The organism is Streptomyces sp. 2323.1, assembly GCF_900221035.1.
GTDB lineage: Bacteria > Actinomycetota > Actinomycetes > Streptomycetales > Streptomycetaceae > Streptomyces > Streptomyces sioyaensis.
Genome location: NZ_LT907981.1, coordinates 6,100,662 through 6,118,170, shown reverse-complemented (window position 1 = coordinate 6,118,170; position 17,509 = coordinate 6,100,662). Strand labels below are relative to the sequence as shown.

Annotated in this window: 13 protein-coding genes; 8 read left to right on the top strand and 5 right to left on the bottom strand. The window is 71.1% G+C overall.

Annotated elements, in window-relative coordinates; translation table 11 throughout:
- Positions 1-49 precede the first annotated feature (49 nt).
- From CPH93_RS26335 to CPH93_RS26325, 3 genes are all read right to left on the bottom strand, one after another.
- Positions 50-1,012 (bottom strand): DUF3068 domain-containing protein, encoded by a 963-nt coding sequence (locus CPH93_RS26335; protein ID WP_096215601.1) that lies wholly within the window; start codon positions 1,010-1,012, stop codon positions 50-52.
- 108 nt (positions 1,013-1,120) lie between these two features.
- Positions 1,121-1,255, bottom strand: coding sequence for an SPW_0924 family protein (locus tag CPH93_RS35515; protein ID WP_107470894.1), 135 nt, complete (start codon positions 1,253-1,255; stop codon positions 1,121-1,123).
- A gap of 220 nt (positions 1,256-1,475) precedes the next feature.
- A complete protein-coding gene (locus CPH93_RS26325) occupies positions 1,476-3,275 on the bottom strand; it encodes a lytic transglycosylase domain-containing protein (protein ID WP_096214260.1) in 1,800 nt (599 codons plus the stop codon).
- A 150-nt stretch (positions 3,276-3,425) separates the two neighbouring features.
- Between CPH93_RS26325 and CPH93_RS26320 the strand changes: the two genes are divergently transcribed.
- Positions 3,426-4,379 (top strand): DUF4184 family protein, encoded by a 954-nt coding sequence (locus CPH93_RS26320; RefSeq protein ID WP_096214259.1) that lies wholly within the window; start codon positions 3,426-3,428, stop codon positions 4,377-4,379.
- 47 nt (positions 4,380-4,426) lie between these two features.
- On the opposite strand, the gene CPH93_RS26315 is transcribed toward CPH93_RS26320, so the two are convergent.
- Both CPH93_RS26315 and polA read right to left on the bottom strand, forming a co-directional pair.
- Positions 4,427-5,143, bottom strand: coding sequence for a rhomboid-like protein (locus tag CPH93_RS26315; protein WP_096214258.1), 717 nt, complete (start codon positions 5,141-5,143; stop codon positions 4,427-4,429).
- Positions 5,144-5,326: 183 nt separating this feature from the next.
- Positions 5,327-8,065 (bottom strand): DNA polymerase I, encoded by a 2,739-nt coding sequence (gene polA / locus CPH93_RS26310; protein WP_093482652.1) that lies wholly within the window; start codon positions 8,063-8,065, stop codon positions 5,327-5,329.
- 270 nt (positions 8,066-8,335) lie between these two features.
- Here polA and CPH93_RS26305 point away from each other — a divergent pair, with 270 nt between their 5' ends.
- From CPH93_RS26305 to CPH93_RS26275, 7 genes are all read left to right on the top strand, one after another.
- A complete protein-coding gene (locus CPH93_RS26305; protein WP_096214257.1) occupies positions 8,336-10,621 on the top strand; it encodes an FdhF/YdeP family oxidoreductase in 2,286 nt (761 codons plus the stop codon).
- Positions 10,622-10,737: 116 nt separating this feature from the next.
- Complete coding sequence (locus CPH93_RS26300) at positions 10,738-11,211, top strand: PaaI family thioesterase (protein WP_093482654.1); 474 nt, start codon at positions 10,738-10,740, stop codon at positions 11,209-11,211.
- Between the two features lie 486 nt (positions 11,212-11,697).
- Positions 11,698-12,918, top strand: a complete 1,221-nt coding sequence (locus CPH93_RS26295) for a branched-chain amino acid ABC transporter substrate-binding protein (protein ID WP_093488575.1) — start codon at positions 11,698-11,700, stop codon at positions 12,916-12,918.
- A gap of 119 nt (positions 12,919-13,037) precedes the next feature.
- A complete protein-coding gene (locus CPH93_RS26290) occupies positions 13,038-13,967 on the top strand; it encodes a branched-chain amino acid ABC transporter permease (RefSeq protein WP_093482655.1) in 930 nt (309 codons plus the stop codon).
- A gap of 5 nt (positions 13,968-13,972) precedes the next feature.
- A complete protein-coding gene (locus CPH93_RS26285; RefSeq protein ID WP_096214256.1) occupies positions 13,973-15,769 on the top strand; it encodes a branched-chain amino acid ABC transporter permease in 1,797 nt (598 codons plus the stop codon).
- A gap of 5 nt (positions 15,770-15,774) precedes the next feature.
- Complete coding sequence (locus tag CPH93_RS26280) at positions 15,775-16,731, top strand: ABC transporter ATP-binding protein (protein WP_096215600.1); 957 nt, start codon at positions 15,775-15,777, stop codon at positions 16,729-16,731.
- Positions 16,728-17,444 (top strand): ABC transporter ATP-binding protein, encoded by a 717-nt coding sequence (locus CPH93_RS26275; protein WP_096214255.1) that lies wholly within the window; start codon positions 16,728-16,730, stop codon positions 17,442-17,444. The genes CPH93_RS26280 and CPH93_RS26275 overlap by 4 nt, the downstream gene beginning before the upstream one ends.
- Positions 17,445-17,509: the final 65 nt, after the last annotated feature.

The window sequence follows — 17,509 nt, the reverse complement described above, 5'->3', positions numbered from 1 at the left end:
TCACACGGGACGTGACGGGCCGCCGCTGGCAGCGCCGCCGGGCGCGGGCCTAGCCGGCGGGGGCGGTCCGGGGCCGGCGGCTGCGGGCTTCGAGGTGCAGGCTCAGGGCGAGCAGGGCGGCGCCGAGGGCCAGGAATCCCCAGGGGAGGTAGCGGGTGAGCAGCAGCACGAGGGTGCGCTGCGATCTCACCAGCGACACGGTGGCGTCGACGTAGTCGGCGCGCATCTTGACGTGGCCGGCGAACGCGGTGACCGTGCGGCTGCCTGGCAGCAGATCGCCGCCGCGCAGCTCCTCCTTGTGGATCTCCTGGCCGTTGACCGGCGCTCCGGTGACCGGCTCCACCCAGAACATCCGCCGGGTGGTGTACCAGCGGGTGGTGCCCATCTTCGCGACGGCCTGCGGGGTGACGCCCTTGACCGGCATCTTCTTGGGGAGGGCGACCTTGGTCCAGGGGATGGTCTGCTCGAAGTAGTAGACCTCCAGGCCGCGGAAGGTGCGGGTCCCCTTGTAGTGGATGGGGGCGGAGGTGCGGGTCTGGGCGTCGAAGTAGGCGTAGTCGCGTTTCTCGGTGAGGAACGGCCACTTGTATTCGATGCCCTCGCGGCGGACCGGGTCGCCGTCGACCGACTCGCCGGTGGCGTGCACGGGTTCCTGGGAGTGCGCGTCGAAGATGTAGCGCTCGGGGACCTGGGAGACCATCTTTCCGTCGGGACCGGCGACGTAGGACAGCGCGTCCCAGACGACGACATCGCGGCCGGCGGACTGCTCGATCCGGTCGGATGCCGCGACGTTGCCCTTGAGGGTCTGCACGATGGTGACCTGGGGGACCTGCTGGGCCTTCATCGTCCCGTAGTTGAGGAGGGTGGCGGGCTTCGCCTCCAGGACCATGTCCTGGTACTGGCCGGGCGGGATCTTGGCGAGCCGGGGGAAGGCGTACCACCGCATCAGCGGGGACAGTGCGGTGAAGAAGACGGCGAGGGCCAGCAGCACCAGGCTCGACGGGCGGCGCATGCCGCGGGCCGCTCGTCGCCGGCCGGGGGCGGCGGTGGCGGCCTCGGCCGGGGGCACGGGGGGTGTGGCGCGGGTGGGGTCGGTGCGGCGCATGGCGGCGTCCCTCCCTCAGGGCTGCGCGGGCACGGTGGTCAGCAGCGGCTTGGGCGAGGTCGTGCCGCCGGGGGTGCCGACCGCTGTGAGGGTGAGGACGAGGGTGAGCGCCGCGGCCAGTCCGACCGCGGCTGCTGTCAGGGCGCGCATGGCCGGCCTCCCCGGTGAGCTGATGCAGCGTCAGGCGGGGGCACCGTAGCAACGGGCGCGCGAGATGAGAACACGTGGCACCGCCGTCCTCCCCTGGACGGCGGGCAGGACGGCGGCGACGGGGGCGCGGCCACCGGACCGGCGGCCAACCGGCCGTGGCGGCCCGCCTGTTGGGGCGGTGCGCTACGGCCGTGGCGCTTCGGTCCGGGTGGGCGCGCGGTCAGGAACCGGCCGGGGCGGCGACCTTCAGCTTGACGGTGAGCACGGCGCCGTCGGCGGTGGTCAGCCGCAGCAGGAACGTCCCCGGGTGGGTGTCCGTGTAGATCTTCGGGAGCTTCAGCAGGCCATGGGCGTCGGTGGTGAGACCGGTGAGGGTGCGGACCGGGTCGTCCTGGTTGTCGCCGGCGGCCTCGGGGGCCTTGAAGTAGGGGCCCTTGTCGTTCTCCACGGGGTGGTCCGGGTCGTCGGTGACCATGGTGGCGGTGACCGGCACCCCCGCCGCGCGCTTGCCCCGGTAGGTCGCCTTGATCTCGACCGCGTCCTCCGCGAAGGGCTGGCCGGCGGTCGCCGTCAGCTCCTTGTCCGAGGTACGGGTGAGCTTGTCGGCCTTCGGGGCCGGCTTGGCCTTGACGGTGGCGCCGAAGTCGACGGCGGGCGCGCTGCGGCCCACGGCCGTGGCGCGGACGGTGAAGGCGGCGGCCCGGTCGCCGGCGCGCAGGGCGGGGGCGGTGGCCAGGCCGGCCTTGTCCGTGGTGACGGTGACGGCGGTCCGGTTGCCGGGGAAGCGGGCGCCGGCGGAGGCGGGGAGGGTGAAGCGGACCGGGGCGCCGGCGACCGGCTTGCCCGCGGCGTCCTCGGCGCGCACCTTCGGCGAGGCGGTGAACTCGCTGCCGGCGGTGGCGGTCAGGTCCTTGTCTCCTACCCGGGTGAGGGCGGTGAGGCGGGGTTCCGTGGGCGGCTTGGGGGTGGGCTTGTGGGTGGGGGTGCCGCCGCCCGGGGCGGGGTCGGTGCCGTCCGGCTTGCCGGGGTGGTGTTGTCCCTTGCCGGGCTTGCCTGGCTTGCCGGTGCCGGATCCGCCGGGGCGTCGGTGCTGGTCCGGCGCGCCGGCGGAGCCGCGGCCGGCCTGCTCTCCGGCGCCGGCCCGGGCGTCGCGGTCGTCGCCGGCCGTCCGGGGCTCCCGTCGATGCTCCGGAAGGACGCCCCTGCCGTCCGGGATCTCGTGGGCGCCGTGACGGTAGAAGGCGTACCAGGACAGCACGGTGCGCAGATAGTCGTCGGAGTTGTTGTAGCCGAGGATCGCGTGGTCCAGATCGTTCTGGTCCGCCAGGTCACGGCCGCCGGCGCAGAGATAGTGGCCCGCGGCGAGTGCCGCGTCGAAGACGTTGTTGGGGTCCTTCTTGCCGTCGCCGTTGCCGTCGGCGCCCCAGCCGGTGTGGTCGGGGCCGCCCTGCGACCAGGTGGAGGGGATGAACTGCATCGGGCCCACGGCACGGTCGTGAGTGAGGTCGCCGTCGTAGCGGCCGCCGTCGGTATCGGCGATCCGCGCGAAGCCCTGGCCGTTGAGCTGCGGTCCGAGTATGGGCTGGAGGGTGGTCCCTTCGGCGTCGACCGCTCCGCCGCGCGCCTGGCCGGATTCGACCTTGCCGATCCCGGCGAGCAGTTGCCAGGGCAGCCGGCAGCCCGGGACGGATCCGTCTATGGCCGACTCGGCCTTCTTGTACGCGGCCAGGACGGTGGCGGGGAGACCGGCCTCGGTGGGGCCGGCGGGGCTGCCGGAGTGGTGGCCGGTGCCGTGCGAACCGCGGGGCGGTACCGGGCTGTTGAGGGGCGGCAGGTCGGTGTAGTACGTCGTACCGCCGTCGATGGGGGTGTCGGCGGGGGGCGGGGGCGGCTGCTTTCTGACGGCCGCCGCCTCGGTGGCGCCCGGCGCCTGAGAGGCCGTCAGAGCGGCGAGCACCAGGGCCGCCACGGCCGTCGAGGCCGCCCCCCTGTGGAGCCGCCGTCGGAATGTGGCTGCCATGCGTGGTCCCCTCCGCGTTGCCGTACCGCGCTCCTGACGCGGTATCGCGCTCCCCCAGCGCTCCAACTCAGGCGAGACTACGACAACTCGGGCCCGGCATCTACCACCCCATCACGCACATAATGATCTGAATCGATCAAGGAGAGAGGCATGCCGTTCACTCTCAGCCATGCCGCCGCCGTGCTCCCGGCCATCCGGCGGACCGGTGCGGCCCGCGGTCCGCTGGTCGCCTCGGCGCTCGTGGCAGGGTCGTTCGCACCTGATATGACGTATTACGCGGACACCCTGGTTCCGGGCGGCATGGCCTTCGGTGACGTGACCCACTCGCTGCCCGGGGTGGTGACCGTGGATGTGCTGGTCACCGTGGCGCTCGTCGGCGGCTGGCTGCTGGTGCGCGAGCCGTTGACCGCGTTGTTGCCCCGGGCGAGGCAGGGCCCGGTCCACAGCTTCCTGCGGGGCCGGCCCTGGCGGCCCCGCGGGCCTCGCGAACTCGCCGCCCTGGTGGGCTGGTTCCTGGTCTCGGCGATACTCGGGGCGGCGACCCATGTGGTCTGGGACTCCTTCACCCACCCGGGCCGCTGGGGCACCCGGCTGGTTCCCGGTCTGGACCAGGTGGTGAGCGGAATCCCGGTCTGCAAGTACGTGCAGTACGGCACCTCGGCGCTCGCGCTGGCGGCGATGGGCGGGTTTGTGTGGCCGGTTCTCCGGGGGCTGGGCGGCGGCACCGCGGCGGCCGGGGTGTCCGCACCGGCCGCGGTCCCGGCGCTGGGCGTACGGCTTCGGCTGCTGCTGACCGCCCCGCTCGCGCTGTGCGTGGCGGCCGGCGCCGTGCACCGTGTGCTGCAGGCGCGCACCGTGAACGCTTCTGCGGCGGGCGCGCTCAACTACCTCCCGTCCGCGCTCTTCGGCGCCGGGGCCGGCCTCCTCCTCGGGCTCCCGCTCTACGCAGTGGCCGTACGACTGCTGCACCGCCGCACGCTCCGCACCCGGGCGGCCGACGCCACGGGCCGGCCGCCGAGGCCCGCGGTGCAGAACGCGCCCCGGGCGGTGTCGCGGCCGGGCGCCGGGGCCGCCTCACCGGCCGCCTCGTCCAGCACCGAGTGACGGCGCCCAAGGGGCCTGCTCGCACCCGCGCCGCCGCACCCGTCGGGCTACTCGACGAGCGCCGGGCCGGGCTCGGACACGGGGCCGGCCTCGGGCACCGGGGCGGGGGCGGTGCGCCGGGCGGCCCGCAGCAGAATGGCGCCGCAGACGAACCCGACGGCGGCCGCCAGCAGATGTCCGATGGTGGTGAAGTCGGGCAGCACCCCGCTCCAGTCGCCGCCGAGCACCGGCCAGGCGACGACCCCGGCCGCCGCGAGCCGGCGCGCCCGGCGCAGCAGGAGCGCCGCCGCCGCGAGCACCGTCTCGGCCCCGTAGCTGATGCCGAAGTCGGGGGCGTGCCGGACGCTGTCCGGGTACCAGCCGTGGGCGAGGGCCACCTGGATCACCGGCACGGTGAGCAGCGTCGCCGCGAGATGCCCCAGGAGGAAAATGCCGTAGGCGCGCCCCGGCCCGTACCGTCGTTCCAGCCGGGCCAGGCACACGGTGATGCCGAGTCCGAGCGTGATCAGCGTGCCGGCGAAGGCCTCCGAGGTGATCTCGGTCAGCGTGCCGTCGAAGAACAGCAGGCTGCCCGCCAGCACCCGGACCGGATGGTCATGAAGATTGTCCAGATGGGTACTGACGCCGAGCACCACCCGCTGGGCCTCCGCGGTGGACAGCACCGCGGTGCACCACAGATGGGTCGCCAGCAGCAGTACGAGATAGCCGACGGTGACCGGGCCACGGGAGACATAGGTGCCCAGGGCGCGGGCCGCACGACGCATCACGGGGTGATCAAAACACAGCGCTTTCGAGCGGAACACGCTCCATGACGCATCGGGCGACGACCGGTTTCAGCCACCGGCGGGCGCGCCCGAACCCGGTAGCAATGCGCTGCGGTGCGGGCCAGGTTGGGTGGTGCGGCAGGTGGCGGCACGGGGCGTCCGCGCCGCCACCCGCTTTCCGGCTCAGTGCGCCGCCGACTCCCAGTCCTTGCCGAAGCCGACCGAGACGTCCAGCGGGGCGCTCAGTTCGACCGCGTCGGCCATCTCCCGGCGGAGCAGCTCCTCGACCTTCTTGCGCTCGCCCGGCGCGACCTCGACCACGATTTCGTCGTGCACCTGGAGCAGCATCCGCGACTCCAGCTTCGCGGCCCGCAGTGCCGCGTCGACCCGCAGCATGGCGATCTTGACGATATCGGCGGCGGTGCCCTGGATCGGGGCGTTCAGCGCCATCCGCTCGGCCATCTCGCGGCGCTGGCGGTTGTCGCTGTTGAGGTCGGGGAGGTAGCGGCGGCGGCCGAGCATCGTCTCGGTGTAGCCGGTGGCGCGGGCCTCCTCCACGACGCGCCGCAGATAGTCGCGCACCCCGCCGAACCGCTCGAAGTAGTTGTCCATCAGCTTGCGGGCCTCATCGGGCTGGATGCCCAGCTGCTGGGAGAGCCCGAAGGCCGACAGGCCGTACGCCAGGCCGTAGGACATCGCCTTGATCTTGCGGCGCATCTCCGCGTCGACCTCGTGGGTGGCGACCGAGAAGACATGGGAGGCGACCGTGGTGTGCAGGTCCTCTCCGGAAGTGAACGCCTCGATCAGGCCCTCGTCCTCGGAGAGATGGGCCATCACCCGCAGCTCGATCTGGCTGTAGTCGGCGGTCAGCAGCGACTCGAAGCCCTCACCGACGATGAAACCGCGGCGGATCGCCCGGCCCTCGTCCGTCCGCACCGGGATGTTCTGCAGGTTGGGGTCCGTGGAGGACAGCCGGCCGGTGGCGGCCACGGTCTGGTTGAAGGTGGTGTGGATCCGGCCGTCGGCGCCGATGGTCTTGATCAGGCCCTCGACGGTGGTGCGCAGCTTGGCCTGCTCACGGTGCCTGAGCATGATCACCGGGAGTTCGTTCTCGGTCTGCGCCGCGAGCCAGGCCAGGGCGTCGGCGTCGGTGGTGTAGCCCGTCTTGGTCTTCTTGGTCTTGGGCAGGCCCAGCTCGCCGAAGAGGACCTCCTGCAGCTGCTTGGGCGAGCCCAGGTTGAACTCGTGGCCGGCGGCGGCATGCGCCTCCTTGACGGCCTGCTGCACCGCGCCCGCGAACTGCTGCTCCATGCGCTCCAGCCAGCCCCGGTCCGCGGCGATACCGGCCCGCTCCATCCGGGCCAGCAGCACGCTGGTCGGCAGCTCCACCTCGCGCAGCAGCTCGGCCGCGCCGACCTCCGCCAGCTTCGCCTCGAACGCCGTACCCAGGTCGAGGACCGTACGGGCCTGGCCCATCAGGGCGTCCGCCTCGGCCTGTTCGTCCGCGCCGAAGGCCAGCTGGCCGTCACCGGCCGCGGCGGGGGCGAGATCGCGGCCCAGGTACTCGATGGACAGGGCGTCCAGGGCGAAGGAGCGGCGGCCCGGCTTGACCAGATAGGCGGCCAGCGCGGTGTCCATGGTGACGCCGTCGATGCGCCAGCCGTGCTCGCCGAAGACCCGCATCAGCCCCTTGGCGTTGTGCATCACCTTGGGGCGGGCGGCATCCGCGCTCCAGGCGGCGAAGGCCTGCTCGTCGGCCGCGTCGAGCTGGGCGGGGTCGAACCAGGCGGCCGGCCCGCCGGGGGCGGCGAGCGCGACCTCGGCGACACTGCCGCTGCCGAGGGTCCAGACGTCGACCGTGGCCACGCCGAGCGGGCCCGTGCCGTGTTCGGCCAGCCACGGAGCGAGGTCACCGGCACCGATGAGCGTGCCGTCCACCTCGACGCCGGGCTCCGGGGCGGCCGCCTCGGCTGCCTCGGCGGCGCCCGGGTCGACGGCGTGCAGCCGGTCGCGCAGGCCCTGGTTGCGGATCTCCAGCGCGTTGAAGAAGACCGAGAGCGCCTCGCGGTCGTACGCCTCGCGGGTCAGCTCCGCCGGGCCGCACGGCAGCTCGACGTCGCGCACCATCTCCGTGAGCCGGCGGTTGAGCTTCACCGCGTCCAGGTGCTCGCGGAGGTTGACGCCCGCCTTGCCCTTGACCTCCTCGGCCCGCTCGGCCAACTCCGCGAACGAACCGAACTGGTTGATCCACTTCGTGGCGGTCTTCTCCCCGACACCCGGGATGCCGGGGAGGTTGTCGGACGGGTCGCCGCGCAGCGCCGCGAAATCGGGGTACTGGGCGGGGGTCAGGCCGTACTTCTCGAAGACCTTCTCCGGGGTGAAGCGGGTCAGCTCCGAGACGCCCTTGGTCGGGTAGAGCACCGTGACGTCGTCGGAGACCAGCTGGAAGGAGTCGCGGTCGCCCGTGACGATCGAGACCTCGAAGCCCTGGGCCGTGGCCTGCTCGGTGAGCGTGGCGATGACGTCGTCGGCCTCGAAGCCCTCGACCGCGAAGCGCTTGACCCGCATCGCGTCGAGCATCTCGCCGATCAGCTCGACCTGCCCCTTGAACTCGTCGGGCGTCTTGGAGCGGTTCGCCTTGTAGTCCGCGAACTCCTCGGACCGCCAGGTCTTGCGGGAGACGTCGAAGGCCACCGCGAAATGCGTGGGCGCCTCGTCGCGCAGGGTGTTCGCGAGCATCGACGCGAAGCCGTAGATCGCATTGGTCGGTTGTCCCGTGACGGTCGTGAAATTCTCCACGGGCAGGGCGAAGAACGCCCGGTATGCCATGGAATGCCCGTCCATCAGGAGCAGGCGGGGACGGCCGCCCGCCGCCGCCGGGGTGCCGGTCGCTTCGCTCTTCTTCGCTGCCTTTGCTGCCACGCCCCCGATCCTGCCACGCCCCACTGACAATCCCCGCCGCGACGGCTCCCGGCCTCTTGCCGCAACCGCTCCCGAGACCGGCCGCGCCACCCCGCCACCGCCGCACACCGCCCCCGACCTCCCCGTACGCCGCGGCCCCCGGCCGCCACCCCCTGCACCCCGCCACACGTCCGTGACAGGATCGAATGCGTACGGCAAGCGAATGCGTACGGCAACGGTCCGCCGCACCCGGCGGACCGCGCAGCAACTCACGGCTCAAGGGAGAGCGCCATGGCAGGCAAACCGCCCGTGTCGGACCCCGTCCAGGACGCGCCCCAGGTCAGCGAACCCCAGCACTCCGCCGTCGGGCTGCCGGCCCTCACCCACGCCCTGCGCATCTCCCAGCAGCAGATGGGCGTGCGCCGTACCGCCCTGACCCTGCTGCGCGTCAACCAGCAGGACGGCTTCGACTGCCCCGGCTGCGCCTGGCCCGAGCCCGACAAGCCGCACACCGCCGAATTCTGCGAGAACGGCGCCAAGGCCGTCGCCGAGGAAGCCACCCTGCGCCGCGTCACCCCGGACTTCTTCGCCGCCCACTCCGTCGCCGACCTCGCCGACCGCAGCGGCTACTGGCTCGGCCAGCAGGGCCGCCTGACCCACCCCATGTATCTGGCCGAGGGCGCCGACCACTACGTCCCCGTCTCCTGGGAGCGGGCCTTCGACCTCGTCGGCGAGGAGCTCACCGCCCTCGACTCCCCCGACGAGGCCGTCTTCTACACCTCCGGCCGCACCAGCAACGAGGCCGCCTTCCTCTACCAGCTCTTCGCCCGCGAATTCGGCACCAACAACCTCCCCGACTGCTCCAACATGTGCCATGAGTCGTCGGGCTCCGCGCTCACCGAGACCCTCGGCATCGGCAAGGGCAGCGTCCTGCTGGAGGACCTCTACCAGGCCGACCTGATCATCGTCGCCGGGCAGAACCCGGGCACCAACCACCCGCGGATGCTCACCGCCCTGGAGAAGGCCAAGGCCGGCGGCACGAAGATCATCTCGATCAATCCGCTGCCCGAGGCCGGCCTGGAACGCTTCAAGAACCCGCAGACCCCGCGCGGCCTGGCCGGCGGCGGCACCGCACTCACCGATCTCTTCCTCCAGGTACGCCTCGGCGGCGACCAGGCCCTCTTCCGGGCCCTCAACCGCCTCGTCCTGAACACCGACGGCGCCCTCGACGAGGACTTCATCCGTGACCACACCCACGGCTTCGAGGAGTTCGCGCAGGCCGCCCGGGCCGACGACGACTGGGACGAGACGCTCGCCGCCACCGGCCTGACCCGCGAGGAGATCGACCGCGCACTGGAGATGGTCCTCGCCTCCCGGCGCACCATCGTCTGCTGGGCGATGGGCCTGACCCAGCACAAGCACTCCGTCCCCACCATCCGGGAAGTCGTCAACTTCCTGCTGCTGCGCGGCAACATCGGCCGCCCCGGGGCCGGCGTCTGCCCCGTCCGCGGACACAGCAACGTCCAGGGCGACCGCACCATGGGCATCTTCGAACGGCCCGCGCCCGCCTTCCTCGACGCCCTGGAGAAGGAGTTCGGCTTCGCACCGCCCCGGGAGCACGGCCTCGACGTCGTCCGCGCCATCCGCGCGCTGCGCGACGGGCAGGCCAAGGTCTTCTTCGCGATGGGCGGCAACTTCGTCTCCGCCACCCCCGACACCGACGTCACCGAGGCGGCCATGCGCCGCGCCCGGCTGACCGTCCACGTCTCCACGAAGCTCAACCGCTCGCACGTGATCACCGGCGCCCGCGCCCTGATCCTGCCGACCCTGGGCCGTACCGAACGCGATGTGCAGCGCGGCGGCGCGCAGTTCGTGACCGTCGAGGACTCCATGGGCATGGTGCACGCCTCCCGCGGCCGCCTGGAGCCCGCCAGCCCCCATCTGCTGTCCGAGACGGCGATCGTCGCCCGGCTGGCCCGCCGCGTCCTGGGCGAGCGCAGCCGCACCCCCTGGGAGACGTTCGAGCAGGACTACGGGGCGATCCGCGACCGGATCGCCCATGTCGTCCCGGGTTTCGAGGACTTCAACACCAAGGTCGCCCGCCCCGGAGGCTTCGCCCTTCCGCACGCCCCCCGGGACAGCCGCAGCTTCCCCACCGCCACCGGCAAGGCCAACTTCACCGCCGCGCCCGTGGAGTACCCCACCGTCCCCGAAGGGCGGCTGCTGCTGCAGACGCTGCGCTCCCACGACCAGTACAACACCACCATCTACGGCCTCAGCGACCGCTACCGCGGCATCAAGAACGGCCGGCGGGTGGTGCTCGTGCACCCCGACGACGCCCGCGAACGGGGTCTGGCCGACGGCGCGTACGCCGACCTGATCAGCGAGTGGACCGACGGCAGCGAGCGGCGCGCGGCCGGCTTCCGCGTCGTGCACTACCCGACGGCCCGCGGGTGTGCGGCCGCCTACTACCCCGAGACCAACGTCCTCATCCCGCTCGACCACACCGCCGACACCAGCAACACCCCGGCCGCCAAGTCCGTGGTGATCCGTCTGGAGAGCGCCCGCGAGGACTGACCGCGGCGGGCCCCGGGCGGCGGGAACAACGACCCCGCGCTGAGCGCTTGCTCAGGGGCCTGATAGGAACAGGCACGGATCGACGACGATCAGGGTGAGCGAACGGAGCCGCAGGCATGGGTGAGCACAGCACGACCAAGTTTCCGCAGGAGATCCTCGACCAGTGGGCCGGCCTCGGCCTCGACCTGCCGGCGTTGTTCTCCGCCGGGCACCTCGGCGAGCGGATGAGCGTGCAGGTCACCGAGGCCGCCCCGGAGCGCGTCGTCGGCACCATGCCCGTCGAGGGCAACACCCAGCCCTACGGCCTGCTGCACGGCGGGGCCTCCGCCGTCCTGGCCGAAACGCTCGGTTCCGTCGGCTCCATGCTGCACGGCGGCCCCACCAAGATCGCCGTCGGCGTCGACCTGAACTGCACGCACCACCGCGGTGCCCGCTCCGGGCTGGTCACCGGCGTCGCCACCCCCGTACACCGGGGCCGCTCCACCGCCACCTACGAAATCGTCATCACCGACGAGCACGACAAGCGGGTCTGCACCGCCCGTCTGACCTGCCTGCTGCGCGAGACCGACAGCGACGCCTACCGCAGTTGAGCCACCCCGGGCGGCGCACCGTCGCCCGCCGCCGCGGCCCCGCTTCCGACCCCCGGGAGCGGGGCCGCCCGCATTTTCGTAACGCTGAGTAATCGGTGGGCGAGGCCGTGCCGCTCCCGATTCCCGTGCCCTTCAAGGGCCCCGGCGCCCCCGCACCCGCGGCGTCCGGATACCGGACGCCAGACCGTCACCGCGCGCCCCATCCCCCCGTGGAGGTGCACGTTCATCCCCCGCACCGTGTTCGCCCTCCGGTGTAAGGACCATAACGGCAAAACGCTCATCGAAGGTCATAACAAGAGCGTCACATCCTGGTCAGCGCCTCTGCCGGTCCGGCGAACACCGCTCTAGAGTCACCGCCAGTCACCGCGCGGCCGGGCGCACTGTGAGGACGGACATCTTCCCCACCCACACAGCCCGTCGCGCGATATCGGCCATGCGCCTGCTGTGGCCGCGCCAGGGAAAGGACTGATCGTGCGTCACCGTTCCTTGCTCCTCCTCACCACCGCAGTCACCGCCGGTGCCCTCACGCTCTCCGCGTGCGGCTCGCGCGGCGAGAACAAGAGCGGCGACGGCTCCAAGACAACCGTCGTCATCGGCCTCGACGCCCCCACCACCGGAGAGCTCTCCGCGCTGGGCCTGGGCATCCGCAATTCCGCCCAGCTCGCCATCGACAACGCCAACAAGGCCGGCGAGGTCAAGGGCGTCACCTTCAAACTCGAAGCCCTCGACGACAAGGCCCTGCCCAACGTCGGCCAGCAGAACACCACCAAACTCGCCGGCGACAAGGACGTCCTCGGCATCGTCGGACCGCTCAATTCCGGCGTCGCCCAGTCCATGCAGCAGGTCTCCAAGCAGAACAACCTCACCCTGATATCCCCGGCGAACACCACCCCGGACCTCACCCAGGGCCCGGACTGGCGGAAGAACAAGCGGGTCCGGCAGTTCCCCACGTACTTCCGCACCGCCACCACCGACGAGGTGCAGGGCGCCTTCGACGGCCAGTACGCCTGGGAGAAGATGAAGGCCAAGAAGGTCTACATCATCGACGACCAGAAGACCTACGGCGTCGGCCTGGCCTCCTCCTTCAAGGACCAGTTCACCAAGCTCGGCGGCAAGGTCGCCGGCACCGAGCACGTCAGCCCCGACGACCGTGACTTCAAGGCCGTCGTCTCCAAGGTCAAGTCCGCCAAGCCCGACCTGGTCTTCTACGGCGGCGAGTACCCCGCCTCCGGCCCCCTCAGCCAGCAGCTCAAGGACGGCGGCGTCACCGTCCCGCTCATGGGCGGCGACGGCATGTACAGCGGCGACTACATCAAGCTCAACAAGAAGGCACAGGGCGACTACGCCTCCTCCGTCGGCAAGCCCGTCGAAGAGCTCCCCTCCGCCAAGAAGTTCATCGCCGACTACAAGGCAGCCGGCTTCAAGGAGGCCTACGAGGCCTACGGCGGCTCCACCTACGACTCCACCTGGGCCATCATCCAGGCCGTCAAGGCCGTCGTCGGCGACAACGGCGGCAAGCTCCCCGACGACGCCCGCAAGAAGGTCGTCGACGCCATGAACAAGGTCACCTTCGACGGTGTCACCGGCCGCGTCGCCTTCGACAAGTACGGCGACACCACCAACACCATGATCACCGCCTACCAGGTCGACAAGGGAGCCTGGGCCTCCCGCTTCAGCGCCGAATTCAAGAAGTTCGACAAGAGCTGACCGACCCCAGCACCACCCACACCCCGGGCCGCGCCAGGACGCACCACGCCCCTGGCGCGGCCCGCGGCACACCGGGGCAGCCCGGAACCCCGTAACTCCCATGCAACGGAGGCCCTGCGGTGAGTGAACTGCCGCAACAGCTGGCCAACGGACTCATCCTCGGCGCGATGTACGGTCTCATCGCGATCGGCTACACGATGGTCTACGGAATCGTCCAGCTCATCAACTTCGCCCACGGCGAGATCTTCATGGTCGGCGGCTTCGGAGCGCTCAGCGTCTTCCTCGCGCTCCCCGCCGGCACCTCGCTCGCCCTCGCCCTGCCGATCATGCTCCTCGGCGGCATCGCCGTATCCGTCCTCGTCGGCATCGCAGCGGAACGATTCGCCTACCGCCCACTGCGCGGCGCCCCCCGACTCGCCCCCCTCATCACCGCCATCGGCCTGTCCATCGCCCTCCAGCAGGCCATCTGGAAGTGGTACCCCGACGGCAAACAGGCCCGCGTCTTCCCCCAGTTCAAGGGCCACTCCTTCGAGATCCTCGGCGCCACCGTCCAGCGCGGCGACATCTTCGTCCTCATCGCCGCCCCCGCCTGCATGATCGCCCTCGGCTTCTTCGTCGCCAAAACCCGCAGCGGCCGCGCCATGCAGGCCACCGCGCAGGACCCCGACACCGCCAAGCTCATGGGCATCAACACCGACCGCATCATCGTCCTCGCCTTCGCCATCGGCGCCGCCTTCGCCGGCGTCGCCGCCGTCGCCTACGGACTGCGCACCGGCGAGGTCCAATTCCGCATGGGCTTCATCATGGGCCTCAAAGCCTTCACCGCCGCCGTACTCGGCGGCATCGGCAACATCTACGGCGCCATGCTCGGCGGCGTCGTCCTCGGCATCGCCGAAGCCCTCGCCACCGCCTACATCGAAGAAATACCCGGCATGGAGCAATTCGGCGGCGGAGCCTGGAAGGACGTCTGGGCCTTCGTCCTCCTCATCCTCGTACTCCTGCTGAGACCACAGGGCCTCCTGGGCGAACGTGTCGCGGATCGGGCGTGATAGCGATGACCACTGACACCACCACAACCCCCGTGCGCGGCCTGCTCCCCCTCCCCGAACGCACCGCCCGCCTCACCACCGCCGCCGGCGCCCTCGTCACCGCCCTCTCCACCGGCCTCGCCTGGACCTGGAGCAGCGACTTCCCCGGCGACCTCACCTACAACTTCTCCCCCGCCGGCCTCCAGCTCATCACCCTCTTCGGCGGACTCCTCACCCTCCTGCTCGCCACCGCGGCCCTCGGCGTCCGCGGACTGCAATGGCTCACCCCCGCAGGACGCAACGCCCCCACCCTCCTCGCCGCCCTGGCCACCTTCGCCGCGACGTGGTTCACCCTGATCTCCATCGCCGTCCAACTCGGCGGCCTGATCAACCTCGAACCCGGCGGCCTCCTCGCCGCCATCGCCTCCCTCATCACCCTCCTCGGCGCCCTCGCCCTCCCCCCGGACCACCCCGCCGACACCCCACCGGCCGGCGCATGGCAGCGCTTCACCGCCACCCTCGCCGCCAGCCCCCTACGGCGCCGCACCCGCGAACTCCCCTCCTGGGCCGAGATCCTGATCATCGCCGCCGCCTTCGCCGCCGGCCTGCTCGCCTTCACCTACGGCATCGACACCGACGACGGCGCCCCCTTCGTCGGCTACCTGCTCTTCATGGTGCTCGCCGTCCCCGCCCTCAACCGGGCCGGACTCATCGCGCGCCTGACCGCACTGACCCGCAACCACCGCGGCGTCGCCCTCTGCGCGGCCTTCCTCTCCGCCGCCAGCTTCCCCTTCACCCAGGACACCGACCAGTACACGATCATCGGGGCCAACATCCTGATCTTCGCCACCGTCGCCCTGGGCCTCAACGTCGTCGTCGGCCTCGCCGGCCTCCTCGACCTCGGCTACGTCGCCTTCCTCGGCGTCGGCGCCTACGCCGCAGCCCTCGTCTCCGGCTCCGCCGAATCCGCCCTCGGCCTCCACTTCCCCTTCTGGGCCGCCCTCCTCACCGGCGCCGCCGCCTCCCTCGTCTTCGGCGTCCTCATCGGCGCCCCCACCCTCCGCCTGCGCGGCGACTACCTCGCCATCGTCACCCTCGGCTTCGGTGAGATCTTCCGCATCGCCATGCTCAACCTCAACGGCACCACCGGCCCCGACATCACCAACGGCGCCATGGGCATCCCCAACATCCCCAACCTCGAAATCTTCGGCTTCAACTTCGGCGAACCCCACGAGATCCTCGGCATCCCCATCGCCACCTACGGCAACTACTACCTGCTGATGATCCTCGTGACCGCCTTCGTCGTCCTCGTCTTCCGCCGCGCCGCCGCCTCCCGCATCGGCCGCGCCTGGATCGCCATCCGCGAAGACGAAACCGCCGCAATCGCCATGGGCATCAACAGCTTCCGCCTCCGGCTCCTGGCCTTCGCCCTCGGCGCGGCGCTCGCCGGACTCGCCGGGACCGTGCACGCCCACGTCGTCACCACCGCCACCCCCGAACAATTCCAGTTCGCCGGGCCGCAGCCCCCCAACTCCGCCTTCCTCCTCGCCGCCGTCATCCTCGGCGGCATGGGCACCCTCAGCGGACCCCTCGTCGGCGCCGCCCTGCTCTTCCTCATCCCGGCCAAGCTCGACTTCATCCAGGACTACCAACTCCTGCTCTTCGGCATCGCCCTCGTCCTCCTGATGCGCTTCCGGCCCGAAGGCCTCATCCCCGACCGCCGCAAACAGCTGGAATTCCACGAAACCGGCCAGCTCGACGTGCCCGACCAGCGCCTCCCCGACGCAGACGCCACCCTCGGCGCCACCCAGGCAAAGGCGTGACGACCATGACCACAGCACCCAGCCTCGCACCCGCCACCGACACCGTCCTCAAGGCCGACGGCGTCACCATGCGCTTCGGCGGACTCACCGCCGTACGCGGCGTCGACCTCACCGTCGGCAGCGGCGAAATCGTCGGCCTCATAGGCCCCAACGGCGCCGGCAAAACCACCTTCTTCAACTGCCTCACCGGCCTCTACGTGCCCACCGAAGGCACCGTCAGCTACCGCGGCACCCGACTCTCCCGCAAACCCCACCTCGTCACCCAAGCCGGCATCGCCCGCACCTTCCAGAACATCCGCCTCTTCGCCAACATGACCGTCCTCGAAAACGTCCTCGTCGGACGCCACACCCGCACCAAAGAAGGCCTCTGGTCCGCCCTCCTGCGCGGCCCCGGCTTCAAAAAAGCAGAACGCACCAGCGAAGAACGCGCCATGGAACTCCTGGAGTTCACCGGCCTCGCCCACAAACGCGACCACCTCGCCCGCAACCTCCCCTACGGCGAACAACGCAAGCTCGAAATCGCCCGCGCCCTCGCCAGCGAACCAGGACTCCTGCTCCTGGACGAACCCACCGCCGGCATGAACCCCCAAGAAACCCGCGCCACCCAGGACCTCGTCCTCGCCATCCGCGCCCAAGGCACCGCCGTCCTCGTCATCGAGCACGACATGCGCTTCATCTTCAACCTCTGCGACCGCGTCGCCGTCCTCGTCCAAGGCCAAAAACTCGTCGAAGGCACCGCAGAAGTCGTCCAGGCCGACGACCGCGTCATCGCCGCCTACCTGGGCGAACCCGTCGACGACCACACCACACCCGACGACGCGGCCGACCCGGCACCCACCACGGACACCCCGCCCGACGCCGACACCCCGGCCCCAGACGGCGCCCCCTCCGCGGAAACCGCCCCCGACGCCACGGCCCCGGCAGACCGGCCGGCCCAGGGACCCACCGGAGACACCCCATGACCGCACTGCTCGAAGTCGAGGACCTCCGCGTCGCCTACGGCAAGATCGAAGCCGTCAAAGGCATCTCGTTCTCCGTCGAAGCAGGAGAAGCCGTCACCCTCATCGGCACCAACGGCGCTGGCAAAACCACCACCCTGCGCACCCTCTCCGGCCTCCTCAAGCCCCTCGCCGGAAAGATCACCTTCGACGGCGAACCCCTCAACGGCGTCCCCGCCCACAAGATCGTCGAACGCGGCCTCGCCCACTCCCCCGAAGGCCGCCGCCTCTTCCCCCGCCTCACCATCGCCGAAAACCTCCAGCTCGGCGCCTTCCTCCGCAAAGACACCGCCGGCATCGCCGCCGACATCCAACGCGTCTACGACCTCTTCCCCATCCTCGGCGAACGCAGCAAACAAGCCTCCGGCACCCTCTCCGGCGGCGAACAACAAATGCTCGCCATGGGCCGCGCCCTGATGTCGCGCCCCAAACTCCTCATGCTCGACGAACCCTCCATGGGCCTCTCCCCGATCATGATGCAGAAGATCATGGAAACCATCCGCGAACTCCGCTCACAAGGCACCACCATCCTCCTCGTCGAACAGAACGCCCAGGCCGCGCTCTCCCTCGCCGACCAGGGACACGTCATGGAAATCGGCCGCATCGTCCTCTCCGGCAGCGGCGCATCACTCCTCCACGACGAATCCGTCCGCAAGGCCTACCTCGGCGAAGACTGACCCCCGGAGCCGCATTCGCCCCGTCGAGCCACGGCTCGACGGGGCGAAGTACGCCACAAGGCAGT